At 64.6% G+C, this 24,178-nt stretch carries 23 protein-coding genes, 1 tRNA gene and 1 pseudogene; 14 read left to right on the top strand and 11 right to left on the bottom strand.

Annotated features, from left to right (window positions below; translation table 11 throughout):
* Positions 1-5: 5 nt before the first annotated feature.
* Positions 6-680, top strand: a complete 675-nt coding sequence (locus tag F758_RS0123065; RefSeq protein ID WP_024510083.1) for a response regulator — start codon at positions 6-8, stop codon at positions 678-680.
* 125 nt (positions 681-805) lie between these two features.
* On the opposite strand, the gene F758_RS0123060 is transcribed toward F758_RS0123065, so the two are convergent.
* The 8 genes and pseudogenes from F758_RS0123060 to F758_RS48040 form a co-directional block, all read right to left on the bottom strand.
* Positions 806-4,312 carry a PAS domain-containing hybrid sensor histidine kinase/response regulator gene (locus F758_RS0123060; protein ID WP_024510082.1) on the bottom strand — a complete coding sequence of 1,169 codons (3,507 nt, stop codon included), beginning with the start codon at positions 4,310-4,312 and terminating at the stop codon, positions 806-808.
* 305 nt (positions 4,313-4,617) lie between these two features.
* Entirely contained in the window at positions 4,618-5,847 is a 1,230-nt protein-coding gene (hemA, locus tag F758_RS0123055) for a 5-aminolevulinate synthase (RefSeq protein WP_024510081.1), read from the bottom strand.
* Between the two features lie 218 nt (positions 5,848-6,065).
* Positions 6,066-7,127, bottom strand: a complete 1,062-nt coding sequence (locus F758_RS0123050; protein ID WP_024510080.1) for an MBL fold metallo-hydrolase — start codon at positions 7,125-7,127, stop codon at positions 6,066-6,068.
* A gap of 173 nt (positions 7,128-7,300) precedes the next feature.
* Positions 7,301-9,439 carry a methyl-accepting chemotaxis protein gene (locus tag F758_RS0123045; protein WP_024510079.1) on the bottom strand — a complete coding sequence of 713 codons (2,139 nt, stop codon included), beginning with the start codon at positions 9,437-9,439 and terminating at the stop codon, positions 7,301-7,303.
* Between the two features lie 167 nt (positions 9,440-9,606).
* Positions 9,607-10,338 (bottom strand): outer membrane protein, encoded by a 732-nt coding sequence (locus tag F758_RS0123040; protein WP_024510078.1) that lies wholly within the window; start codon positions 10,336-10,338, stop codon positions 9,607-9,609.
* A 222-nt stretch (positions 10,339-10,560) separates the two neighbouring features.
* The gene (locus F758_RS0123035) at positions 10,561-11,019 is read right to left on the bottom strand and encodes a hypothetical protein (protein ID WP_024510077.1); all 459 of its coding nucleotides are present in this window, start codon (positions 11,017-11,019) and stop codon (positions 10,561-10,563) included.
* Positions 11,016-11,342 (bottom strand): helix-turn-helix domain-containing protein, encoded by a 327-nt coding sequence (locus F758_RS0123030; protein WP_024510076.1) that lies wholly within the window; start codon positions 11,340-11,342, stop codon positions 11,016-11,018. The genes F758_RS0123035 and F758_RS0123030 overlap by 4 nt, the downstream gene beginning before the upstream one ends.
* Positions 11,343-11,458: 116 nt before the next feature.
* Positions 11,459-11,638 (bottom strand): annotated as a pseudogene (locus F758_RS48040) (ABC transporter substrate-binding protein); the annotation flags it as partial.
* Between the two features lie 231 nt (positions 11,639-11,869).
* On the opposite strand from F758_RS48040, the gene F758_RS0123010 reads away from it, so the two are divergent.
* The 3 genes from F758_RS0123010 (at position 11,870) to F758_RS0123000 (ending at position 13,705) form a co-directional block, all read left to right on the top strand.
* Complete coding sequence (locus F758_RS0123010; RefSeq protein ID WP_245286565.1) at positions 11,870-12,625, top strand: transglycosylase SLT domain-containing protein; 756 nt, start codon at positions 11,870-11,872, stop codon at positions 12,623-12,625.
* 163 nt (positions 12,626-12,788) lie between these two features.
* Positions 12,789-13,181 (top strand): VOC family protein, encoded by a 393-nt coding sequence (locus F758_RS0123005; protein ID WP_024510074.1) that lies wholly within the window; start codon positions 12,789-12,791, stop codon positions 13,179-13,181.
* Between the two features lie 239 nt (positions 13,182-13,420).
* The gene (locus F758_RS0123000; protein WP_245286564.1) at positions 13,421-13,705 is read left to right on the top strand and encodes a hypothetical protein; all 285 of its coding nucleotides are present in this window, start codon (positions 13,421-13,423) and stop codon (positions 13,703-13,705) included.
* Between the two features lie 78 nt (positions 13,706-13,783).
* Here F758_RS0123000 and F758_RS46620 read toward each other — a convergent pair whose 3' ends face one another.
* The 3 genes from F758_RS46620 to F758_RS0122990 all read right to left on the bottom strand — a co-directional run bounded on the left by F758_RS46620 (position 13,784) and on the right by F758_RS0122990 (position 15,946).
* The gene (locus tag F758_RS46620; protein WP_051387017.1) at positions 13,784-14,368 is read right to left on the bottom strand and encodes a tetratricopeptide repeat protein; all 585 of its coding nucleotides are present in this window, start codon (positions 14,366-14,368) and stop codon (positions 13,784-13,786) included.
* A 30-nt stretch (positions 14,369-14,398) separates the two neighbouring features.
* Entirely contained in the window at positions 14,399-15,529 is a 1,131-nt protein-coding gene (locus F758_RS44405) for an adenylate/guanylate cyclase domain-containing protein (protein WP_198026548.1), read from the bottom strand.
* A gap of 342 nt (positions 15,530-15,871) precedes the next feature.
* Positions 15,872-15,946 (bottom strand) — tRNA-Thr (locus F758_RS0122990).
* A gap of 279 nt (positions 15,947-16,225) precedes the next feature.
* Between F758_RS0122990 and F758_RS0122985 the strand changes: the two genes are divergently transcribed.
* From F758_RS0122985 to yacG, 10 genes are all read left to right on the top strand, one after another.
* Positions 16,226-16,429 (top strand): hypothetical protein, encoded by a 204-nt coding sequence (locus tag F758_RS0122985; protein ID WP_024510072.1) that lies wholly within the window; start codon positions 16,226-16,228, stop codon positions 16,427-16,429.
* A 32-nt stretch (positions 16,430-16,461) separates the two neighbouring features.
* On the top strand, positions 16,462-18,174 hold the full coding sequence (locus F758_RS0122980) for an FAD-dependent oxidoreductase (RefSeq protein WP_024510071.1): 1,713 nt from the start codon (positions 16,462-16,464) through the stop codon (positions 18,172-18,174).
* A gap of 132 nt (positions 18,175-18,306) precedes the next feature.
* Positions 18,307-18,615 carry an EthD family reductase gene (locus F758_RS0122975; protein WP_024510070.1) on the top strand — a complete coding sequence of 103 codons (309 nt, stop codon included), beginning with the start codon at positions 18,307-18,309 and terminating at the stop codon, positions 18,613-18,615.
* A gap of 185 nt (positions 18,616-18,800) precedes the next feature.
* Positions 18,801-20,090 carry a UDP-N-acetylglucosamine 1-carboxyvinyltransferase gene (gene murA, locus F758_RS0122970; protein WP_024510069.1) on the top strand — a complete coding sequence of 430 codons (1,290 nt, stop codon included), beginning with the start codon at positions 18,801-18,803 and terminating at the stop codon, positions 20,088-20,090.
* Positions 20,091-20,194: 104 nt separating this feature from the next.
* On the top strand, positions 20,195-20,632 hold the full coding sequence (locus F758_RS0122965) for a DUF2948 family protein (protein WP_024510068.1): 438 nt from the start codon (positions 20,195-20,197) through the stop codon (positions 20,630-20,632).
* Positions 20,633-20,789: 157 nt separating this feature from the next.
* Positions 20,790-22,085 (top strand): histidinol dehydrogenase, encoded by a 1,296-nt coding sequence (gene hisD, locus F758_RS0122960; protein WP_024510067.1) that lies wholly within the window; start codon positions 20,790-20,792, stop codon positions 22,083-22,085.
* Between the two features lie 7 nt (positions 22,086-22,092).
* Positions 22,093-22,590, top strand: coding sequence for a UPF0262 family protein (locus tag F758_RS0122955; RefSeq protein ID WP_024510066.1), 498 nt, complete (start codon positions 22,093-22,095; stop codon positions 22,588-22,590).
* A gap of 6 nt (positions 22,591-22,596) precedes the next feature.
* Positions 22,597-23,061, top strand: a complete 465-nt coding sequence (locus tag F758_RS0122950; RefSeq protein WP_024510065.1) for an arsenate-mycothiol transferase ArsC — start codon at positions 22,597-22,599, stop codon at positions 23,059-23,061.
* Between the two features lie 220 nt (positions 23,062-23,281).
* The gene (locus tag F758_RS0122945) at positions 23,282-23,911 is read left to right on the top strand and encodes a Maf-like protein (RefSeq protein ID WP_024510064.1); all 630 of its coding nucleotides are present in this window, start codon (positions 23,282-23,284) and stop codon (positions 23,909-23,911) included.
* A gap of 1 nt (position 23,912) precedes the next feature.
* Positions 23,913-24,092 carry a DNA gyrase inhibitor YacG gene (gene yacG / locus F758_RS0122940; protein ID WP_024510063.1) on the top strand — a complete coding sequence of 60 codons (180 nt, stop codon included), beginning with the start codon at positions 23,913-23,915 and terminating at the stop codon, positions 24,090-24,092.
* Positions 24,093-24,178: the final 86 nt, after the last annotated feature.

The raw sequence follows: 24,178 nt of genomic DNA, 5'->3' as shown, positions 1-24,178 counted from the left end.
ACATAATGGCAGCATCCCCGACCCGTCTTGTCATCGCCGACGATCATCCGCTGTTCCGCGCCGCGCTTCGGCAGGCGGTTGGGAGCGTGGTCGCATCGGCGCGGATCGACGAGGCGGGATCGTTCGAGGATCTCACCGCGCTGCTCGAACAGGATGCCGACGTCGACCTCATCCTGCTCGATCTGAGCATGCCGGGCATTTCCGGTTTTTCCGGCCTGATCTATCTGCGTGCGCAATATCCGGCTATTCCGGTGGTCATCGTCTCCGCGAGCGACGACGTCGCCACCATCCGCCGCTCGCTGGATTTCGGCGCCTCCGGATTCATTCCCAAACGGTTCGGGGTCGAAACGCTGCGCGATGCCATCCTCAAGGTGATGGAGGGCGACGTCTGGGTGCCGCCGGACACCGATCTGTCGGCCGCCGCCGATCCCGAGATGACGCGGCTGCGTGATCGCCTGGTGACACTGACGCCGCAGCAGGTGCGGGTCTTGATGATGTTGTCCGAGGGCCTGCTCAACAAGCAGATCGCCTATGAACTCGGTGTCTCCGAAGCGACCATCAAGGCCCATGTCTCGGCGATCCTGCAAAAGCTCGGCGTCGAGAGCCGGACGCAAGCCGTGATCGCCGCGGCCAAGATCGCCGGCAGCCAATGGCGCCAGGGCACGCCGTCGGAGCAGTAGCGGACCCGTCCTCCGTCATTCCGGGATGGTGCGCGGCACCAGATCCGGAATCTCGAGATTCCGGGTTCGATGCTTCGCATCGCCCCGGAAGGACGGAGCGCTGAGCGCAAAACTTTGACGTGCACCTACTCCGCCGCGATCATCTGCTGGATGCGCCATTGCCCGAGCAACGCGCGCAGTGAGGCCGGCTTGACGGGCTTGTTCAGCACCGCGATCCTTTCCTCGCGCGCGGCGGCGCGCACGTGGGGGCTGCGGTCGGCCGTGATCAGGATGGCAGGGATCGACTCGCCGAAGCGGCGGCGCATCTCGCGGATCGCGGCAACGCCGTTGCCGCGATCGAGATGATAGTCAACCAGAAGACCGGTCACCCTGCGGCCCGCCTTCTCGATGGCTTCGACGGCGGCCTCCGGATCGGCCACTGCGATCACCTCGGCGCTCCAGGCGGTGAGCAGCGTTTTCATGCCGTCCAGAATCGCAGGATCGTTCTCGATGCAGGCGATCAGGGCGCCGCTCATCGGCGTCTTGGCGAGCGGGGTGGCGCTCGTCACCGCCGCGGTGTGATTGACGGCCTTGGCGAGCGGCGCGGTCACTGAAAACATTGAGCCGCCGCCGGCATTGGCGTCGAGCGCGATGCCGTGCTTGAGCACACGCGCCAGCCGTTCGACGATGGAAAGTCCAAGTCCCAGGCCGCGCGCGATCCGCGCGCCCTGTTCGAGGCGATGAAACTCCTTGAAGATCTCGCCGCGCTTGAGCGGCGGAATGCCCACCCCGGTATCGTAGACGCAGATCTTGAGCGAGTCGCCGCGCCGCCGGCACCCGACCAGCACGCGGCCATGGGGGGTGTATTTGATTGCGTTGGAGATGAGATTTTGCAGCAGACGGCGCAGCAGCAGGCGATCGGATTCGACCGGCAGCGAGCAGGGCACGAAACTCAGCTTCAATCCCTTGGCGCGCGCGATCGGAGCAAACTCGATTTCCAGCGAGCGCATCAGGTCGCCGATCTTGAAGCTCGAGATCGAGGGCGTCATCGCGCCGGCATCCAGCCGCGAAATGTCGAGCAGCGCGCTTAAGATCTCCTCGATTGCCTCCAAGGAATCGTCGATGTTTTCGACCAGGCGTGCGGTCTCGCCGCCGCTCTGGCGCTCGACCAGACTCGTGACGTAGAGCCGCGCGGCATTCAGCGGCTGCAGGATGTCATGGCTCGCCGCCGCCAGGAAACGCGTCTTGGAGATGTTGGCATCCTCCGCCGCGCTCTTGGCGAGGGCGAGCTCGGAATTGAGCCGCGTCAGCTCCTCGGTGCGCTCGCGCACGCGCCTTTCCAGCGTCGCGTTGGCGCGCTCCAGCGCCTCCGCCGCTTCGAAGGACGGGGTGACATCGGTGAAGGTGATGACGAGCCCGCCATCGGGCATGCGGTTCGAGCGCACCTCGACGACCATGTGGCGGTCCGCGAGGCGTTCCAGATGCGGTTGGCCCTCCGCGGTATAGGCCGCAAGCCGTTGTTCGATAAAGGTCTCGCCGTCATCGACGTCGGGCGGGTTGATCTCCGCCATGAAGGCAAGGATCTCGCGCAAGGGAATGCCGATCTGCTCCAGATGCGGCGGCAGGCCGAGGATCTCGCCAAACTGGCGGTTGGAGCAGATCAGATGCAGGTCCGCGTCGAACACGGCAATGCCCTGCCGCACATGGTCCAGCGCGGCCTGCATGATCTCGCGGTTGAAGTGGAACGCAGCATGGGAGTCGTCGAGCAGTTTCAGTGCGGCCTTGGCGGAGACGGTGCGCTTCTTCAGCAGCAGCGACATGACCAGGCGCGAGGACGCCGCCCCGATCGAGGAGGCGATCAGGTGTTCGGCATGCTGCAGCAGTTCGAAATCAGCGGGCGCGGCCGGATCGAGCCGCATATGTCGGGTCAGGGCAAAAGCCTCGAACGACTGACGGGCGCGTTCGGTGCCGACATATTGCGCCACCGTGTTCCTGATGTCCTGCACGGTGACCGTGGTGCGCCAGCGGCGGAAGCTCGGCGCCATCGGGGCCAGTTCGTTCGGCACGAACAGGTCGGCCTGCAGCCGTTCGATCGAGGAGGGCTGACGCCAGAGCGAGAGCACGACAAACGTCAGCACATTGAGCGAAAGGCTCCAGAGTATGCCATGCATCAGCGGCGGCAGGTCGGTGCCGAGCAGCGCCTGCGGCCGCAAGGCCTCGATCCCGAACGGGCCGTGCTGCAACAGCAGGATGCCCGCCGTGCTGGTATCGAGGAAGCTCGGCAGAAATAGCGTGTAGATCCACACGGCGCAGCCGACCAGCATGCCGCCGATGGCGCCGCGCGCGGTGCCGCGTCGCCAGATCAGGCCGCCGAAAAAGGCCGGCGCAAGCTGGGCGATGGCCGCGAATGACAACAGCCCGATGGCGGCGAGATGCGTGTGGCCGAGCGCACGGTAATAGAGATAGGCCATCGCCATGATGGCGAAGATCGCAAAGCGCCGCACCTTCAAGAGGAAGTCGCCGAAATCGGCGGCGGCGCGCGAGCGCGGTGCCCGCTGCAACACCAGCGGTACCACCATGTCGTTCGACACCATGATCGACAGTGCCACGCATTCCACGATCACCATCGCGGTTCCGGCCGATAGTCCTCCGACGAACACCCCGATGGACAGCAGCGTGGCGTTGCCCTCGATCGGCAGCGCCAGCACGTAGACGTCGCTATCGACCGCGCCGAAGGGAAAGGTGATCAGGCCTGCCAGCGCGATCGGGATGACGAACAGGTTGATGGCGAGGAGGTAGAGCGGAAACAGCCAGCGCGCGCGCCGCACCTCGGCGTCACTGGAATTTTCCACCACGCTGACATGGAACTGTCGCGGCAGCAGCATGATCGCGCAGAACGATAGAAGCGTGGTGATCAGGAAATTGCCGATCGAGGGCACGTAGTCGATCGCGCGCACCGCCTCCGGCGTCTTCATGGCGCGTTCGACGAGCTCGAGAGGGGTAAACATCCAGAAGGTGACGAAGGCGCCGGCGGCGAGAAAGGCGACCAGCTTGACGATGGATTCAGTCGCGACCGCCAGCATCAGGCCGTGCTGATGTTCGGTGGCATCGGTCTGCCGGGTGCCGAACAGCACGGCAAAGGTGGCCATCGCCAGCGTCACCAGGAGCGGGATGTCGCCGAGAATCGGAATCCGCGAAATGAAATGATCTTCGCTCAGGATGGTCTCGAGCGAGGACGCCACGGCCTTGAGCTGCAGCGCGATGTAGGGAACCGATCCGATGATTGCGATCAGGGCCACGGTGACGGCGACCGCCTGGCTCTTGCCGTAGCGCGCGCCGATGAAATCGGCGATCGACGTGATGTTCTGGCCCTTGGCGAGCTGGATGACGCGGCGCAGGACCGGCGTGAACAGCGCGATCATCAGCACCGGGCCGACATAGATCGCGAGGAAATCGATGCTGGTGCGGGTGGCTGAGCCGACCGAGCCGAAATAGGTCCAGGAGGTGCAATAGATCGCGAGCGACAGCGGATAGATCAGCCCGCTGGCACGGCCGCGCTGGTCCGCCGACAGCCGGTCGCCATAGCTTGCGACCAGGAACAGAAACCCGATGTAGCCGAAGGCGGCTGCGATGACGCCCCAGTCGTGCAACATCGTTGCGCGATCCTCCTCTAACGCCGGATCTTATTCGGTCAGCGTCCTCCTCCGCTGTCATCGTCTGGCTTCACCGGGCGATCCAGCAATCCAAGAAGTCGGAGACCCATCAGTGGCGGCTCCGTCTACTGGATGCCCCGCTTTCGCGGGGGCATGACGAAGGACGCAGAAGCTCCGTCAATTCAATTCCCAATCCAATATCCGCGGAAAGTGTAGCGCCTCGCGCTGCCGCAGGCGACAGGAATTCCTGAATTATTTCAGGAACGAAGATCGTCGTTAACCCCGCGGGAGGGGGCTGCTCGCTGCTATTCGGCCGCCAGCGATTTCTGGTTCAACGGCAGGCCGAGGCGTTCCCACACCTGGAGCAGGCTCTCGGCGAGCTGATCGATCAGGCTGTCGTCGTGGTAGGGCGACGGAGTGATCCGTAGCCGTTCCGTGCCCTTGGCGACGGTGGGATAGTTGATCGGCTGAATGTAGATGCCGTGCTCTTCCAGGAGGAAGTCGGAGGCCATCTTGCAGCGTTCGGGGTCGCCCACGAACAGCGGCACGATATGGGTCTGGCTCGACATCACGGGCAGGCCGGCGGCGGAAAGGATCGCCTTGACCCGGGCGGCGCGGTCCTGATGGCGCTCGCGCTCCCAGTTAGAGGTCTTCAGGTGCCGGATCGCGGCGGTCGCGGCGGAACAGATCGCCGGCGGCAGCGCCGTGGTGAAGATGAAGCCCGGCGCATAGGAACGGACCGCGTCGATGATCTCGCCCTTGGCGGCAATATATCCGCCGAGGCACCCGAACGCCTTAGCCAGCGTGCCCTCCAGAATGTCGATCCGGTCCATGACGCCGTCACGTTCGGCGATGCCGCCGCCGCGCGGGCCGTACATGCCGACCGCATGGACCTCGTCGACATAGGTCATGGCATTGTAGCGCTCGGCGAGATCGCAGATCTTCGCCAGCGGCGCGATGTCGCCGTCCATCGAGTACAGGCTTTCGCAGGCAATCAGCTTCGGGCGCTTCTCGCCTGCCGCCTGCAGGAGTTCCTCTAGATGCGCGAGATCGCTGTGGCGGAACACCACCCGCTCGCAGCCGGACTGGCGGATGCCCTCGATCATCGAATTGTGGTTGAGCGCGTCCGACAGGATCAGGCAGTTGGGGATCAGCTTGCCGATGGTCGCGATCCCGGTCTGGTTGGAGACATAGCCCGAGGTGAACAGGAGCGCCGCTTCCTTGCCATGGAGATCGGCGAGTTCCGCCTCGAGCTGCACCAGCGGATGATGGGTGCCGGCGATATTGCGGGTCCCGCCAGCGCCGGTGCCGAAGCGCGTCGCGGTCTCGACCATCGCGCCGACCACCTTCGGATGCTGGCCCATGCCGAGATAGTCGTTGGAGCACCAAATCACGACATTGCGCGCGCCCTTGGGCGAATGCCAGATCGCGTGCGGGAAGCGGCCGGCGATGCGCTCGAGATCGGCAAAGACCCGGTAACGCCGTTCATCATGGAGGCGACCGAGGGCGGCACTGAAAAACTGGTTATAGTCCATCGCGAGACCTGGAGCGGAAGCTTGAAAAACCGGGCGGGTTCAGACCCATTTTTAGAGCGTTTCCAGCTTTGCTGTCGAGAGCCGGAATTGCCCACGAGATAGGGCGAATTGTCCATCCGATGGCGCATTCGCGGGTGAGAGTCTTATAAGAAAGCCCGATCACCGGATTGATGCGGATCAATCCCGCGTGAGACGCGCAGGCGGTCACGCCTCGCGGCTCAGGTCGTCCTGAAACGCAGCACGCCGTCGCTTTCCTGCGCCGTCAGGCGCCCTTCCACCAGCATGTAATTGACGTGGGCGATCAGCTCACCGGCTGCAAAGCCCATCTGGTGCGCATCCAGCACATGCTTATGGAACACCACCGGGACCAGCTCGGCGGAGGTCTGCGGGATGTCCCGGCAGGCTTCGGCGATCAGCCGGCAGCGCTCCTCGTGGTGGTCGGCGAGCTGCTTGATGCGGGTCTTCAAGCCGTAAAACGGGACGCCGTGGCCGGGCAGCACCATGACGTCGTAGGGCAGGGTCGTGGTGAGGCTCGCGAGCGAAGCCAGATATTCTCCGAGCGAGTTCTGGTCCGGCTCGACCGCCCAGACGCTGACGTTGGGCGAGATCTTGCTCAGGACCTGATCGGCCGAGAGAAACAGCTTGTCGGCGGCGCAATACAGCATCACCTGGTCGAGGGCATGACCGCCTCCGGTGATCACCTTGAAGCGGCGGCTTCCGATCGTGACCTCGTCGCCATGGGAAATCCGCCGGTAGGAGGCCGGCAGCACGGAGACGCGCTTCAGATACTCCTGGCCGCGGCCGAGCAGCTGGTCGGTCAGGCTCTCATCCATGCCGTGACGACGAAAGAACAGCCGCTGCGCGTTGCGCCGCTCCTCGGTGCCGCGGTTCTGGTGATAGACCGACTGCAGATATTCCACCTGCGACATCTGCAGCGGGCAGCCGAAGCGTTCGACGATCCAGCCGGCCAGCCCGACATGGTCAGGGTGCGAATGGGTGACGATCAGCCGCGTGACCCTCACGTGGCGGAGCGGTCCGTCGAACAGCGCGGTCCAGGCCGCGATCGATTCCTCATTGCCGAAACCGGAATCGACCATCGCAAAACCGTCGCCGTCGGCGATCAGGTAGATGTTCACATGGTTGAGGCGGAACGGCAGCTTGAGCCGTACCCAGAGCACGCCTGGCATCACCTCCACGACCTGATCCGGCCCAGGGTGCGCTTCCCAGGGGTATCTCAGTGCCTCGGCCGAGGATTGAATCTTGTCGATCTTGGAATGCATGTCATCGACTTAGCTGTCCAAGCAGCGTGGCGCCAGCCGAAAAGCTGGGCCGTTGCCATTGACATGGCTGTCATTCCGGGGCGCGCGCGTCAGCGCGCGAACCCGGAATCCAGAGGTTGTGGCGCGAGATTCCGGGTTCGACGCCGCGCGTCGCCCCGGAATGACGCGCTCGGTCAGGCCGCCCTCATATTCGCCAGGAACGCGTCGATCTCCGCGCGCAGCCTGTCGGCCTCGCGGCGAAGTGCGGCGGAGGCGTCCAGCACCTGGCCCGCCGCCGCGCCGGCTTCGGCGGACGCGGTGGAGACGCCGACGATGTTGCTGGAGACCTCGCTGGTGCCGCCGGCCGCGTGTTGGATGTTGCGGGCGATCTCGCGGGTCGCCGCGCCCTGTTCCTCGATCGCGGACGCAATCGCCGTCGTGACCTCGTTGATCTCGCCGATGGTCCCGCCGATCTTGCGGATCGCGCCGACCGCCGACGTCGTCACCTGCTGCATGCTGGCGATCTGGGCGCGGATCTCGTCTGTTGCCTTCGCGGTTTGGCTCGCGAGGTTCTTCACCTCGGCGGCAACCACGGCAAAGCCGCGGCCGGCCTCGCCGGCGCGCGCCGCTTCGATGGTGGCGTTGAGCGCCAGCAGATTGGTCTGGGACGCGATCACCTGGATCAGATCGACCACCACGCTGATGCGGCTGGCATTGTCGGCCAGCCCCTGCACGGTCGAGTCGGTCGCGGTGGCCTCGTCCACGGCCTTGCGGGCGATCTCGGCCGAGTTGACCACCTGCCGGCTGATCTCGGCGATCGAGGAGGACAACTCTTCCGTCCCGGCGGACACGGTCTGCACATTGACCGAGGTTTCCTCGGCGGCGGACGCCACCGCGTTCACCAGCGCGCTCGATTGGTCCGCGGTACTCGCCATGCTCTGCGCGGTCGCCTGCATGGAATTGGCCGCGTGCTGCAGATTGTCGAGCGCGGCGCGCACCGTCGCCTCGAATTCGGCAATGCGCGCTTCCATGCGCGAGGCGCGTTCCGCCTTGGCGAGGCGGTCCTTGTCCTGGTCGGCGGAGAGCGTGCGCGCCTCGATCATGCTCTGGCGAAACACCTGCAGCGCGTCCGCCATCGATGCGATCTCATCGTTCTGGTGGCTGTGATAGATCTCCGAATCGAGATCGCCAGCGGACAGGCGCTGCATCGAGCGCTGCAGATTGCCGATCCGCCGCAGGATGTTGCGCCCGACATAGAACCAGACGAACAGCACCGAGCCGAACAGGGTCGCCGCCCCGAGCCCGAGCATCACGGCCGTCGCCAGCGAAATCTCCTGGCGCGCCTGGAAGGTCGAGGCATTGGTCTCTGCTCGCACGTCATCGACGAGCTGCTGCACGCTCATGCCGAGGCCGACATTGAGCTTGCGCGTCTCGTCCAGCACGGTCTGGCCGTAGTCCTCGGAATCGAGCTCCTTCTGCCGCACCTTGAATACGCCGGTCTTGCCCTGGCCGAGCGCCAGCAATTCCTCCGCGGCCGCTTTCAGCGCCCTGGTCCCGCCGGTGTCGGGCAGGAGCTCGAGATTGGCGCGGACCTTGTCCTGCGTCGCCTTGAACTCCTTCTGGATGTCATCCAGCGTGTCGCTGCTATTCGCGGACAGCGCGGCGGCCATGTCGGAGGCGGCGAGATTGCCGCTGGCCACGACGTTGCTGAGCTGCTCCACCGTGCGTGAGGCCTGCGTCGCGTCATCGACGGAAATTTCGGCGGCGCTCAGGATCGCATTGGTCTGGGCCTGCGCATCCAGCATCACCGGACCCGCGGCGGCGACGAAGGCGGCTTGCGCACGACGCAGCGCATCGTAGGTCTTGTTGTGCTGGGCGCTCGCATCCAGCCGCTCGCGCGCGGCCGAGCCGAGGCTCGCGGTAGCCTCATTGATGTTCTTGACCGTTTGGCGCAGCTCATCGACCACGGCCTTGTCGGTGCCGAGTTCGATGATCTCCCCCAGCTTGTCCATGGTCAGCTTCTGGATTTCACCGAGCTTCCCGGTGTGCTCCTGCAGCGCGTCCTCGTTTTGCGAGGCCAGCAGCGCCGGTCCCTGCGCGGCGAGCGTCGCGCTTTGCGCCTGAAGCTGCAGGCTCGCGGCAAGCCGCGGAATGTCGCGCCCGGAGAAGTCTTCCATGATGCCGCCGAGATGACGGAACACCAGCGCGGCGCCCGCGGAGATCACGATTGCCATGCCGGCGATGACCGCGAAGGCGGCGAACAGACTGCCCCTGACGCCAAGGCGCGGTCGCAGCACGCGCAAAAATTTGCCGATCCCCGATCGTAACGCCATGCCCAATGCCCCGAGCTCGCTACTTGAAGACGAACAAGGGCGCAGTATCGCGTCACCCGGTTAATAAACTCGGGAATCTTGCATCGTTTTGCATGCTTCTTGAGCAACAAACGCAAAAGAGGCCGGCATGCTGCCGGCCTCTTTCCGAATCGTTAATGAATAGCCGCTCAGTACCGTGCCGCGACCGGGGCGCCCCAGTTGAAGCGGTAGTTGACGCCGGCCTTTACCGTGTGGTCGTCGGTGGTGAAACTGCCGACTCCCACCAGTCCAGCCGGTGCGGTGAAGCGGGCATCGCCGAAGTTGTAGTACTGGTATTCGATATTGGCCGACCAGTTGGGCGCGAACATGTATTCGAGACCGGCGCCGACGGTCCAGCCGTTGGTGTGGTCGCCGCTGGTCGCAAACGCAACCGGAACGCCGCCGAACGTCACGCTCTCGTTGTTGTCGGAATAGGCGTAGCCGCCCTTCACATAGAGCAGGCCAGGGCCCCAGCTATAGCCGACGCGGCCGGTGATCGAGCCGAGCCCGCGCTGCTTGTTGGTATAGGCGAGCCCGCCCGGGAACACCGCGCCAACATTGCCGGACAACCAGCTATACTGACCCTGGAGGCCGATCACGAAGGCTGGGTTGAGCTGCCAGTCGTAGCCGACCTGCACGCCGCCGAGGAAGCGGCCGTTGGAGTTGTTGCCGGTGGAGAGTCCAGAGAAGTTATTGTCGCTGGAGAAGGCGCCGCCGATGTGGCCGCCGATATAGAAGCCGGTCCAGTTGTAGATCGGCGCCGGCACATAGGCGGGAGCCTTTTGATAATACGGCGCGCGGGCGCCGAGATCGGCGGCAAGTGCTGGCGCGGCCGCGCCGACGGCTGCGAGCGCCACAGTGGCCAGGAAAACTTTCTTCATTTTGGTCTCCGAACAAAACACGCGAAGAGGCGCCGCCTGCGGGCGCCATCGATGGAGGCCAGATAGACTGCTTTTGAATAAAATGCTGTCACCGGCGGAACACACCGGGTCCCGATCTAACCTGTTGTAAGATAAACAATTTCTTGTGATTAATGGGGCCCTAACGAAGGCTGAAGAAAGCGTTAAAGGTGAGCATTCCTGTCCCTCTCCGGAACAATCGGGTTAAGGCTTGGTGAGCGCTATTCCGGCTGCGAGGAGCGCCACGCCGGCTCCGGCGTCACATCGCTCCGGCGCCTGCTCGCCCTTGACGGCACCGAAGCGAGATACGGCGCGCCCGCCGAAATAGAGCGTCCCGCCGTAAAGATTGCCCAGCACCACGCCGTCGAAGACATAGGGCAGGTCATCCTGCCGCAGGACCATACGCGCGCCCTCGCGGCTCCAATGCCCGGAGAGGGTGGGTTGGATCGAAAGTCCGCTCGAGGCATCCCGTCCGTCTTCGCGGTAGCTGCCGCCCGGTCCCATGTGCCAAGTGAACACGTCATCCGGAAAGGCGTCGGGATTGATTGCGGTCCAGACCGTGCCTGGCTGATCCTGATTTGCTTCGCGCGAAATGGTTGCGGTCGCGGCGAGACTTAAGAGTCCGATACACAAGACCAGCCGTTTGAATAGGAGCGGGATCATGCTTGCTGGTCGAGCCGGCGGCGTACCTCGTCGCGCATGCTCTCGCGGAATTGGGCGCGGCGCGCCGGGCGCTCCTGTTCCGGCACGTCCCAGCGGTCGAACACGTTGAAATTCTCCAGGATCGGGTACCGATCGCTGGCCATCGCGAGGATGCGCAGCAACTCCGCCGCCGATCCGCTCGGCCCGCCTACCTCCCAGCGCAGGATGGTGTCCGTGCGCCCCGCCGGCAGGCCGCAGAGCTTGGCCATGTCGGCGGTGGACAGATCTCTCCCGATAGCCTCGCCAAGGTCCTTGCGGAGTTGTTTGAACTCAGAGCCGGTCACAAGTGCGGGTCCCGCGCGCGAAAGATGCTGCGCCGTTTATGGCGCACGCAGGTTTCGCGATTGATAAGGCGAGACGATGATGTGCCGCGCGGCGTCTCGTGCGCTGCCAGATACCGTCACTCGGTCGTGCCGACATAAGGGCATCCGCCTTCGGCGAGCGGCCGGAACGCCTGGTCGCCGGGGACGGTCGCAAGATATTCGTACACGTCCCATTTGCTCTTGGATTGCTCAGGCTTCTTGATCCGCATCAGGTGCATGTCATGGACCATGCGGCCGTCCTCACGCACGACACCGCCTTATCCTTCGGCGCCAAGATCCCGGCGCTTGCAAGGATTCGCATTCAGGCCGGCAATGTCCTAGCCTGAGAGAGTGTGCGTCAGTTGCCCGGATTGTTCCCGCCGATCGGTTGGATCATCTTGCCTGCCTTAATCGTTTTGCCCCGCGCCCCACGCCCATCGACGGGCGTCATCAGCTCACCGTCTCGGTGATATGCCATGCATATGCACTCCTCATGGATCAGATGTGCCGTGCAGCTAGGTCTGGCGGCCGCGCTGACCTTCGTATCCGCGCCACTTCGTGCCGGCACGGAAGCGGACAAGACTGCGGCACCCGATGAGGCGAGCAAGGCGACCGAGACACCTTCGCCCGGAGCTGGCGAGCCGTTTCCGGCGCGCGCGGCCGTGCGTGCGTTGATCGAGAAGGAAACGGCGACAACCGAATTGCCGGCCGACATTGCCGAGGTCGTGGTCTTCGTCGAAAGCGGCTACGATTCAGGCGTGATCGGCCGTCTCGGCGAGGTCGGCCTGATGCAGGTGCGGCCCGAAACCGCCGCCATGCTTGGCTTCAAGGGCACCACGGCCGAACTCGCCGAGCCCGAGATCAATATCCATTACGGCGTGGCTTATCTCGCGCAGGCCTGGCGGCTCGCGCAAGGCGATCTGTGCCGTGCCCTGATGAAATACCGCGCCGGCCATGGCGAGGAAACGATGACGGCGCGCTCGGTCATCTACTGCAACCGGGCGCGCAACCGGCTCATTGCCATGAATTCTCCGTTCGCTCTCCCCGGAGCCGTTGCCGCAGTGACGCCGGCTTCAACGCCGGCGAGAGCGCCGGCCACCGCGAAGGCGGAAGCGCCGACGGCGGTCCGTCCGACCGATGCGTACGCGGTCTACAAGCATGGCACCAACGAGGCGAGCCGCGCCTTCTGGGCCATGCATGAAGCTCGCATCCGAGCGATCAACGCCAGCATCGAAGCAAAATGGCGGCGCGTGGCGTCGCGATGAGCACATCCGTTCACAAGCTTCGACAGATGGCGTTTGATCCGGGAGATGGACGACGACTAAGATGTTCTGGAGCTATCGAGGCGTTCTTTGAGGCTACGACCGAATAACCAGAAAGATGAGCGACGCAGCGGGAAAAGCTGCGATCGTTTTCGGGAGACGCGACATGGCCATCCATTTCAACCACACGATCTTGTCCGCTCACGACAGTGAGGCCTCGGCGAAATTTCTGGCCGAGATGCTGAATCTTCCAGCCCCGAAGAAATGGGGACCATTTCAGATGGTCGTCACCGAAAACGGGGCCAATCTCGATTACATGGACACCGACGGCGAGATCAGGCCGCAGCATTACGCGTTCCTGGTTAGCGAAGCCGAATTCGACGAGATTTTCGGCCGGATTCGGGATCGAAAGCTTTCCTACTGGGCCGATCCCGCGCGGAGGCAACCAGGTGAGATCAATCACCACGACGGCGGACGCGGTGTCTACTTCGAGGATCCGAACGGCCACTTCCTTGAAATCATCACCCGCCCGTATGGGAGCGGCGGATGGAATCCGTAAGCCTCGGCTGGCTGCCGTCAAACAGGTGAACACCGTCTCGACGGATGATGGTTTGCGGTCGGCAGGGCTCGGCCAATGCTGCCTCGTACGCTCGAGGAAGCCGTGATCAATGTGGACTTTGCGTAGAGACGAGAAAGGCCGGTATGGGGTTGTATAAAGTCGCCGCTTTGGCGCTCATGGTCGGAGCTCCAAGCTTGGTGTCAGTGTCCTCGGCGCGGGCCGCCGCTTCTGATTGCTCTATGTCCGTGACACTGGCGGATTGGGGTGAGAATTCGACCGGCTACATCGATCTCACGTCCGGGCAAAGTTGCCTGTTTCCAATCAGGATGCACGGTACGGTGAGCAACTCGGCCATTTCACAGAAGCCGGCACACGGCAAGTTAAAGAGGCTCAATACATCTACGTTCGAATACAGCGCCAAGGCCAGGTATAAGGGAAGCGATACGTTTGCCATCAAAGCAACAGGTCAGGGGCCGACGGCTTCCGGCACGTCGATCATTACCGTGTACGCGACGATCAAATAGCGTTGCTTACGTCCATTGCGAGGAGTCGTGGGGCGGAGCGAAGAACAGCTCGCGCCAAAGCAGAAACTCCATGCAGGCTCACCCCTTCCACCCGGCCTTACGCAAGCCGTCGACGAGATGGGCGTGGTCTTCCGGCCGAAACCACGGAGCTCTGTTGCGGACGTACATGTCGAATGCCCCAGGTGCGCGCGAAATCGCCTTCTCCAATGCTTCCGCCGCCTCCGTTGCGCGGCCAAGCTGGCCGAGAGCCGCCGCGGACCAGCGATAGATCATCGGGAAATCGGGATATGTCCGGATCAGCCGTTTTGCCGCTTCGATCGAGGCCCCGTAGTCGCCGCTTAAATACAGTCCGGATGCTCTGTGCAGCAAACGGACCGCCAGATAGGGGTCGCGGGGATCGAGCCTGAGACACGCCTCGAGCGCCGCGACTCCGTCCTTGGGTCTGCCCGCGAAGATCAGTGTCGCGCCTCTGTGGCCATGCGCGATCGCCAGATTTGGGCTCATCGAGAGAGCCCGTTCGATCTCCGCCAGCGCATCGTCGGCCTCGCCGCGCGCCTGCAAGGCCCAGCCGAGGCACGACCGCGCTTCCGCATCCGCGCCATCGAGCGCGACCGCCCGGCGGGCCAGGGTTTCGGCCGAGCGTTGCGCGTCTCGCAGGTCCATCTTCTGGTAGAGCGCGGCCGCTTGTAGCTGCTAGAGGGCCAGCGCGCTGTAGCTGCCTCCGAAGGTCGGGTCGAGCCCGATCGCCTGTCTGAAGAATTTCTCCGCGGTATCGTCGTCGTCTGCGGTCGCTTTGCTTAAGTGCCACAGACCGCGCTGATAGGCTGCCCAGGCGTCGAGGCTTCCTGGTGGCTTGCGCATCGCGCGTCGAAGCTCAGCGTCTGCAATGGCGGGGGCCAGCGCGGTCGTCAGCGCTTCCGTAAGCTCGTCTTGCACGGCGAAAACATCCGCGAGATCGCGGTCGTAGCGCTCGGCCCACACATGATTGCTGGTCGCCGCTTCGATGAGCTGCGCAGTCACACGGATCCGGTTGCCGGCCTTGCGCACGCTACCTTCGAGCACATAGCGGACGCCGAGCTCGCGCCCGACCTGCCTCACATCAACCGCTCGGCCCTTGTAAGTGAACGACGAGTTCCTGGCGATGACGAACAAGGAGGGATAGCGCGATAGCGCAGTGATCACATCTTCGGCGATTCCGTCGGAGACAAATTCCTGCTCGGGGTCGCCGCTCATATTGGTGAGCGGCAACACGGCGACAGACGGTTTGTCGGGCAAGGCGAGCGCCGGCCCCTCGGTTTTAGGCGCCGCAGTCCGCCGGCCGGGATCGATGACGATGCGGTAGACGTGGACAGGACGGGCGATATTCTTCAAAATTTGCTCGCCCGCTTCCTCGACGTCAAAATTCACCTTGTCGCGTGCGTGGTTCAAGACCGACTGGGAGATGCATATGCCGCCGGGCTCGGCGATGCTCTCGAGCCGCGCCGCGATGTTGACGCCGTCCCCGAAGATGTCGTGGGCCTCGACGATGATGTCCCCGATGTTGAGGCCAACGCGGAAGAGAATGCGCCTGTCTTCCGCATCGCCGGTCGCCAGTTCGTTGATGCGGGACTGGAACTGCATGGCGGCCCGGACCGCCTCGACCGCGCTGGGAAACTCCGCGAGGAACCCATCCCCGGTGCACTTCACGATCCGGCCGCCGTGCTCCGCGATCGCGGGCTCGACGCCGCGCGCCAGAAGCCCCGTCAGCTTGGCGTGCGTGGCCTCTTCGTCGTCGTGCATGAGCCGAGAATAGCCAGCCACGTCGGCGGCCAAGATCGCCGACAACCTGCGCTCGACTCGGACTGGTCGGTCTTGCACCATGGCCCGCGATCCAACGGCCGGCGATCCAACCCACTGGAATTGTACATGGATCACGCCGCAGCGCCAACACGGCAATTAGCCGGTCACGGGCTCGGGCCGCTGGGAGATCATGCGGCCCGCAGGCAGCACGAAACCCACCAAAACCAAGGCCGCAATGTTCTCTATTGGACCGAATGCGAAGTCGAGGCGGCGTCCTGACTTGTCGGCTCGCCGGGTAAGACCCGAAGCTGGCAACGAACGTTCCGCACGGCCCTGCCAAGCTTCGCATTAGCCCGTGGACAAGAAGCCAGCATCTTGCGGAAGGCCTGGTGCTGCCGGACAGGATTGAACTGTCGACCTCTCCCTTACCAAGGGAGTGCTCTACCACTGAGCTACGGCAGCATGTCTGCTTAAAGAGAATCGGCTCCAGATCCGCCGACCGACGGCCGGATGTCTGCCACAAGCCCCCCGCATGTGCAAGCGTGGCAGACGGCCGCTCGCCGGCAAAAACGCCCCTTCCGCCGGCGCCGCTGCGGTCGTTTTAAGGCTGCGGGTTCCCGATTTCCGTGCTTCGCGGCAAAAAATCAGGATGTCACGAAAGCCACTTTTCGCCCATGGTATGGGCGCGAGGTCAGGCCTTATGATCCCCTCGGCGAGAGGTCGATAGTCGAACAGGCCGCGATGACGACGGGTGAAAAGGACAAGGACGGACGAAGGCAGGCCGCAGGCGGCGAGGGTTCGCGGCAGGAGCGGCTGAAGCTCAAGCTGCGGGAAAATCTGAAGCGGCGAAAAAGCCAGGCGAAGGAGCGCGCACGAACGGCCGATGCGCCATCAGGGAGCCATCAAGCCTCCCCAGATGGGGAGGTTGGCAAGCGCGGCACCTGACGGCAATTTGCGCGCGCGTTGAGGGGAGCGGGATGGCGGACAGCGGGTCGGTAGATCGAACTGGGAACGGCGGCTCGGTGGCGGCCCTGTTTCCGCGTTATGAGCAGACGTTTCCGGCGCTGACCGCGCAGGAAATCGCACGGATGCGCCGCTTCGGCGAGATCAGGGCCTATAGAGACGGCGAACGGTTGTTCGAGACCGGCAAGCCGGGACCGGGCATGTTCGTGATTCTATCCGGCCATGTCGCGATCACCCAGCGCGACGGGTTTGGCCATGTCACCCCCGTGATCGAGCAGGGGCCGGGGCAGTTCCTCGCCGAAGTCGGCCAGCTTTCCGGGCGTGCCGCCCTGGTGGACGGTCACGCCGAAGGCGACGTCGAGACGCTGCTGATTCCGCCGGCGAATTTGCGGGCACTCCTGGTGGCGGAAGCCGATCTCGGCGAGCGCATCATGCGGGCGCTGATCCTGCGCCGGGTCAACCTGATCCAGGGTGGGGTGGGCGGTCCCGTGCTGATCGGGCCGTCCAATTCCGCCAGTGTCGCACATCTGCAGAATTTCCTCACCCGCAACGGCTATCCGCATCATCTGCTCGACGCCGAACGCGATAGCGATGCGGCCGAGGTGATTGCGCGCTACTCGCCCTCGCCCTCGGACTGGCCGCTCGTCGTCACCGCCGACGGCACCGTGCTGCGCAATCCCAGCGAAAACGCGCTGGCGCGGGCGATCGGCATGATCGGCGGTCCGCGCGGGGACAAGATCTATGACGTCGCCATCGTCGGCTGCGGTCCGGCCGGGCTTGCGACCGCGGTCTATGCAGCTTCCGAAGGCCTGACGGTTGCGGTGCTGGATTCGCGCGCGTTCGGCGGCCAGGCCGGCGCGAGCGCCCGCATCGAGAATTATCTGGGCTTTCCCACCGGCATCTCCGGGCAGGCGCTGGCGGGGCGCGCCTTCACCCAGGCGCAGAAATTCGGCGCCGACATCATGATCCCGATGAGCGTGCGTTCGCTCGACTGTTCGCGCAACGACGGCTCGTTTGCGCTGTCGCTGGATTGCGGCGATACCTTGCGGGCGCGTTCGATCGTGGTCGCGAGCGGCGCGCGCTACCGCCGGCCTGGAATCGAGAATCTCGCAAAGTTCGAGGGACGCGGCGTCTGGTATTGGGCATCTCCGGTCGAGGCGCGGCTCTGCGCCGAGCAGGAGGTGGTGCTGGTCGGCGGCGGCAATTCGGCCGGCCAGGCCGCGGTGTTTCTGTCGGGCCATGCGCGAAAGGTGCTAATGATCATTCGCGGCGGCGGCCTCGGCGCCAGCATGTCGCGCTACCTGATCGAGCGCATCGAGGCGACCCCGAACATCGAATTGATGTTCAATGCCGAGGTGGTCGCCCTCGAGGGCAGCGAGGACGGTTCGCTCGAGCGCATCCGCTGGAAGAGCCGCTTGTCCAGCGAGGAGATCACGGAAGATATCCGCAACCTCTTTCTGTTCGTCGGCGCCGATCCGGCGACCTCCTGGCTCGACGGCTGCGGCGTCACGCTGGACCGCGGCGGCTTTGTCGTGACCGGCGCGCAGTCCGAACTCAACCAGGGCAAATTGGTGCCGCAGCTCGAGACCTCGGTCCCCGGCGTGTTCGCGGTCGGCGACGTGCGCTCGGGTTCCGTCAAACGTGTCGGCGGCGCGATCGGCGAGGGCGCGCAGGTGGTGGCGGCGCTGCACAGCTTTCTCGGTGATGTCGCCAAGCCGGCACTCTAGCGCGGCAACTCTTGTTGAACCGCCGTTCGCTCTGTTCTTTTTTGTCGGAGCATGGTCTCCTCAGACGGTTCGGGCCTTTGTGCCCGGATCATGCGTCAAGAAGCCCGGCTAGAAAAAATGGGAGGAATTGCAATGGCCGACGTCATCGTGACCTACAAGACGCCGAAAGATCCCGCTGCCTTCGACAAATATTATGCGGAGACCCACATTCCGCTCGCGAAGAAAATGCCGGGCCTGCGTAAGTATCAGATCAGCCGCGGGCCGGTGGTCAGCCCGGCCGGGCCGTCGGGCATTCACCTGATCGCCACGCTGACCTTCGACAATATGGATGCCGTCAAGGCCGCTTTCGGCAGCCCGGAAGGCAAGGCGGCCGCATCGGACGTTGCGAATTTCGCGACCGGCGGCGCCGATATCGTGTTCTACGAGACGCGCGAGGTGTAAGCGCGCCGCATCCCTCAACCAAGCCGCAAGCGCCGTCCCGATCAACATACGATACCTGTTCTGGCCGCCGCATCTTGCGGCGCATCAAGGAACGGGGTACGCGGCCCATTAAATCGCCGCAAAGGTGGGAGCCTTTTGGGTTCTCACCTTCCCCTATACTTCCCGGCCAGTTTCAGGACATTCGTATGGATCGCATTCGTATCGTCGGCGGCACACAGCTCAACGGCACCATTCCGATTTCGGGAGCGAAGAATGCCGCGCTGCCGCTGATGATCGCTGCGCTTCTGACCGAGGACACGCTGGTCCTCGACAATGTCCCGCGGCTTGCGGATGTCGCGCTCCTGCAGCGCATCCTCGGCAATCACGGCGTCGATATCACCGCGGTCGGCAAACGAGTGGGGGACCGCGAATATCAGGGCCAGACCTTGCGCATCTCCGCGGCCAACATCATCGACACCACCGCGCCCTACGAACTGGTATCGCGCATGCGCGCCAGCTTCTGGGTGATCGCGCCGCTCCTGGCGCGGATGCGGGAGGCGCGGGTCTCGCTGCCGGGCGGCTGTGCCATCGGCACGCGGCCCGTCGATCTCCTGATGATGGCGCTGGAGCGGCTGGGCGCGCAGCTCTCGATCGACGGCGGCTATGTGATCGCGAAGGCTCCCGGCGGCCTGCGCGGGGCGACAATCGAATTTCCCAAGGTGACGGTCGGCGGCACCCATGTCGCCGTCATGGCGGCGGCGCTCGCGAAGGGCACCAGCGTGATCTCCAACGCCGCCTGCGAGCCGGAGATCGCCGATCTCGCTGCTTGTCTGAACAAGATGGGCGCGCGCATTGCGGGCGCCGGTACGCCGCGCATCACCATCGAAGGCGTCGAGGCCCTGCACGGCGCGCAGCACCCCGTGCTCTCGGACCGGATCGAGGCCGGCACCTATGCCATTGCCGTGGCAACGACCGGCGGCGACGTGCAGCTTGCGGGCGCGCAGGCCGAGCTCTTGCAGTCCCCGCTCGAGGTGCTGCGCCAGACGGGCGCGGAGATTTCGGTCAATGCCGAGGGCATCCGCATCGTCCGCAATGGCGCCGGCATCCGCCCGGTGAGCGTCTCGACCGCGCCGTTCCCCGGCTTTCCCACCGATCTGCAGGCGCAGCTCATGGCGCTGATGATCTGCGCCCAGGGCTCGTCCGAGATCACCGAGACCATCTTCGAAAACCGCTTCATGCATGTGCAGGAACTGGCGCGGTTCGGCGCGCGTATCAGTCTCGACGGCGAGACCGCCAGGATCGAAGGGATCGCGCGCCTGCGCGGCGCCCCTGTGATGGCGACCGACCTGCGCGCGTCGGTGTCGCTGGTGATCGCCGGCCTTGCCGCCGAGGGCGAGACCATGGTCAATCGCGTCTATCATCTCGACCGCGGCTTCGAGCGGCTCGAGGAAAAATTGAAGGGATGCGGCGCCTCGATCAGCCGCATCAGCGATTAGGTAGAGCATGATCGGGACCCGAAGGGCCGTTAGCGCAAAGTATGCAGCGGTCCTCCGAAAAGATCATGCTCGGAGCATAAACGGGTTCTCATGGGAGCGATACCGTGTCTCCCCAGCTCAAACTGATCGCGCTGGATGAAGACGATCTAGCTGTCATCTCGGCGCATGTGCAGGATGCGCGCGTGCAGATTTCCGACATCATCTGGCGCCAGGGCGAAAAACGGCTGGTGATCGGCATGAGCCGGCTGGATTGGGACCAGACGCTGGAGGGCGAAACCGCGCCGCGCCGCCTGGTCGCCGCGTTGCGTTTCGACCGGGTGCTGGCCTGCAAGTCGCGCAATATCGATCTTGCCGCACCCGATGCTGTGCTCGACCTGATCGGGATCGAGTTTCACCCCGCTGAGCCGCCCTCGGGCCTCGCGCTGCTCTTGTTTGCCGACGGCAAGGCGCTGCGGCTCGAGCTCGAATGCCTGGAATGCGAGCTGACCGATCTCGGTGCCGACGAAATCGGCACGAGCGCGATCGGGGAGGGCGGGCCATAGGGGCGGCGCCGGAATCAAGTCGTCGCCCTGGCGAGAGCCAGGGCCCTCAGCGCGAGCGCCCCGGAATGACGGGACCTGCCGAGGGTTGACGCGGCGCACCCGCCGCGCCATTGAGCGGGGGGTTATTTGACCGAATCCCGCCCCGGAAAGCCGCAAAATGCCCATCAGACTGGATCGCAGCAGCGCCGATTTCGACCAGCGATTTCGCGAATTCCTCGCCGCCAAGCGCGAGGTCTCCGCCGATGTCGAAGCGGCCGCGCGCGCCATCGTTACCGATGTCGCCGCGCGCGGCGACGCCGCGCTGATCGAGGCGACGAAGAACTTCGACCGGCTCGATCTCGACGCCGGCCGCTTGCGTGTGACCGCTGCCGAGATCGAAGCCGCCGTGAAGGCCTGCGAGCCGGCCACGCTGGACGCGCTCAAATTCGCCCGCGACCGCATCGAGGTCTTCCATTTGCGGCAATTGCCGAAGGACGAGCGCTTTGTCGATGCGGCCGGCGTCGAGCTCGGCTGGCGCTGGAGCGCGATCGAATCGGCCGGGCTCTATGTTCCCGGCGGCACCGCCGCCTATCCCTCCTCGGTGCTGATGAATGCGGTGCCGGCCAAGGTTGCGGGCGTGTCGCGCCTCGTCATGGTGGTGCCGGCGCCCGACGGCAGGCTCAACCCGCTGGTGCTGGCGGCCGCGCATCTTGGCGGCGTTTCCGAAATCTACCGTGTCGGCGGCGCGCAGGCGATCGCGGCGCTCGCCTACGGTACCGCGACGATTGCGCCTGTGGCGAAGATCGTCGGGCCCGGCAACGCCTATGTCGCCGCAGCGAAGCGGCTGGTGTTCGGCAAGGTCGGCATCGACATGATCGCCGGTCCCTCCGAGGTCCTGATCGTCGCCGACGATTTCGGCAATGCCGACTGGATCGCCGCCGACCTGCTTGCGCAGGCCGAGCATGACGAAAGCGCGCAATCGATCCTGATCACCTGCTCGCAGCAACTTGCCGATGACGTCGCGCGCGCGGTGGAGTCGCAGCTCAAGACCCTGCCGCGCGCAAAAATCGCGGGCCGCTCCTGGGAGGACTTTGGTGCCATTATCCTGGTGAGGACTCTCGCCGACGCGGTGCCGCTGGCGGACGCGATTGCCGCCGAGCATCTGGAGATCATGACCGCGGATCCGGAAGGGTTTGCCGCAAGTATCCGCAACGCGGGCGCCATCTTCTTGGGGCTCCATACGCCGGAAGCAATCGGCGATTATGTCGGCGGCTCCAACCATGTGCTCCCCACGGCGCGCTCGGCGCGCTTCTCCTCGGGGCTTTCCGTGCTCGATTTCATGAAGCGGACGTCGCTTCTGAAATGCGGCCCCGACCAGTTGCGCGCGTTGGGGCCGGCGGCGATGACGCTGGGCGAGGCCGAGGGGCTTCACGCGCATGCGCGCTCGGTTGGCTTGCGTCTCAATCTGCCATGAACCCGTCATGACCAAGTCGACGCCCAAGGACGATTCCAAAAATTGCGTCGTCGCGGTGACGCTCGATGAGGAATCGATCGGGCGTTCGGGCCCCGACATCGAGCATGAGCGCGCGATCGCGATCTACGATCTGATCGAGCAGAACCTGTTCGCGCCCGAGGGCGCCGAGGGCAAGGGGCCGTTCAAGCTGCATATCGGCATCACCGGCAACCGCCTGATGTTCGACATCCGCCAGGAGGACGATACGCCTGTCGTGGCGCATCTGTTGTCGCTGACGCCGTTCCGCCGCATCGTCAAAGATTATTTCATGATCTGCGACAGCTACTATCAGGCGATCCGCACCGCGACGCCGGACAAGATCGAGGCCATCGACATGGGCCGTCGCGGCATCCATGACGAGGGCTCGCGCACGCTGCAGGAGCGCTTGAAAGGCAAGGTGCGCATCGATTTCGAGACCGCGCGGCGGCTGTTCACGCTGATCACCGTGCTGCATTGGAAGGGATAACCTTCGATGGCGCCGCCGCGCGCGCGCAATCCCCAGTCCGTCTTGTTCGCGTGCGGACAGAACAGCGTGCGTTCGCCGATTGCAGCCAGCCTCCTGCAGCAGATGTTCCCCCAGGGGATTTACGTCCGCTCCGCCGGCGTCAAGAAGGGCGAGCTCGATCCGTTCGCGGTCGCCGTGATGGCCGAACTGGATCAGGATATCTCCGGCCATAAGCCGATGACGTTCGAGGAACTGGAGGATTGGGAAGGGCTCAATTTCGACCTCATCATCACGCTCTCGCCGGAGGCGCATCACAGGGCGCTCGAGCTGACGCGCACGCTCGCCGCCGATGTCGAATATTGGCCGACGCAGGATCCCACGGGCGCTGAGGGCAATCGCGAGCAGAAGCTTGCCGCCTATCGAGAGGTGATGGACTCGCTGCTCGCGCGCATTCGCAAGCGCTTTGCGAGGGGCGGGCCGGCGAACTTGTAGGATTTTCCCTCCCGCTTGCGCCCGCAAGCGGGGCGAGGCGGAATTGCGTCCGCGCGGGCTGCTCGTAACAACGCCGTCACAGACAGCGGGCAAACGCTTCCTAGGAAAGCGAGTGGCCTGATTCTCGCCCGGGCTTGCCGGGTTGTGAATCCTGCCCCCTTCCGATACGTTCCGCGCGCAATCCTCCTCGAGCTCAATCCCCGCACAACACAATCCGAGAATGCTTGGCCGTCCCAAACTCGTTCTTGCTTCCGGTTCGCCGCGGCGCCTGGCGCTGCTCAATCAGGCTGGCATCGAGCCGGATGCCTTGCGTCCCGCCGATGTCGACGAGACGCCGCGGCGGGGCGAGCTGCCGCGCGCCTGTGCCAATCGCCTGGCGCGCGCGAAGGCGGAGGCCGCGCTGAAATCGGTACAGCTCGATGACGAGCTGCGCGGCTCGTTCGTCCTCGCGGCCGACACCGTGGTGGCGGTCGGCCGCCGCATCCTGCCGAAGGCGAATCTGGTGGACGAGGCCGCGCAATGCCTGCGCCTGCTCTCGGGGCGCAACCACCGCGTCTACACCGCGATCTGCCTGGTGACGCCGCGGGAGGGGTTCCGCCAGCGCCTGGTTGAAACCCGTGTCCGCTTCAAGCGGTTGAGCGAGGAGGACATCCAGGCCTATATCGGGAGCGGCGAATGGCGCGGCAAAGCCGGCGGCTATGCCGTGCAGGGGATCGCCGGTTCCTTCGTGGTCAAGATGGTCGGTTCCTACTCCAATGTGGTCGGATTGCCGCTCTATGAATCCGTTACTCTGCTCGCCGGGGAAGGCTTCCCGATCCGCTTCGGCTGGCTCAACACCGCAGCCGTCTGACATGGAAGGCGGCGCCGGCGGCCGCGCCAAGGTGCGGCCCTGCCCGATCTGCGGCAAGCCCGCCCAACAGGCGACCCGCCCGTTCTGTTCCAAGCGCTGCCGGGACGTCGACCTGAACCGCTGGCTGTCCGGCGCCTATGTCGTCCCGGGCGCCCCCAGCGAGGACGAGGGCGGGGAATAAGGGTGATTCGGGGCATTTGGCGGCCCCATCTTCGCCCTTTGGGCTCGCCGGGCACGCTTCGCCTTCGTTTTCCGTGGCGCTGCGCC

This window comes from Bradyrhizobium sp. ARR65 (assembly GCF_000472385.1).
Taxonomy (GTDB): Bacteria; Pseudomonadota; Alphaproteobacteria; order Rhizobiales; family Xanthobacteraceae; genus Bradyrhizobium.
Note: the sequence above shows the minus strand (reverse complement) of the source record. Positions and strands in the feature narration are given on the sequence as shown.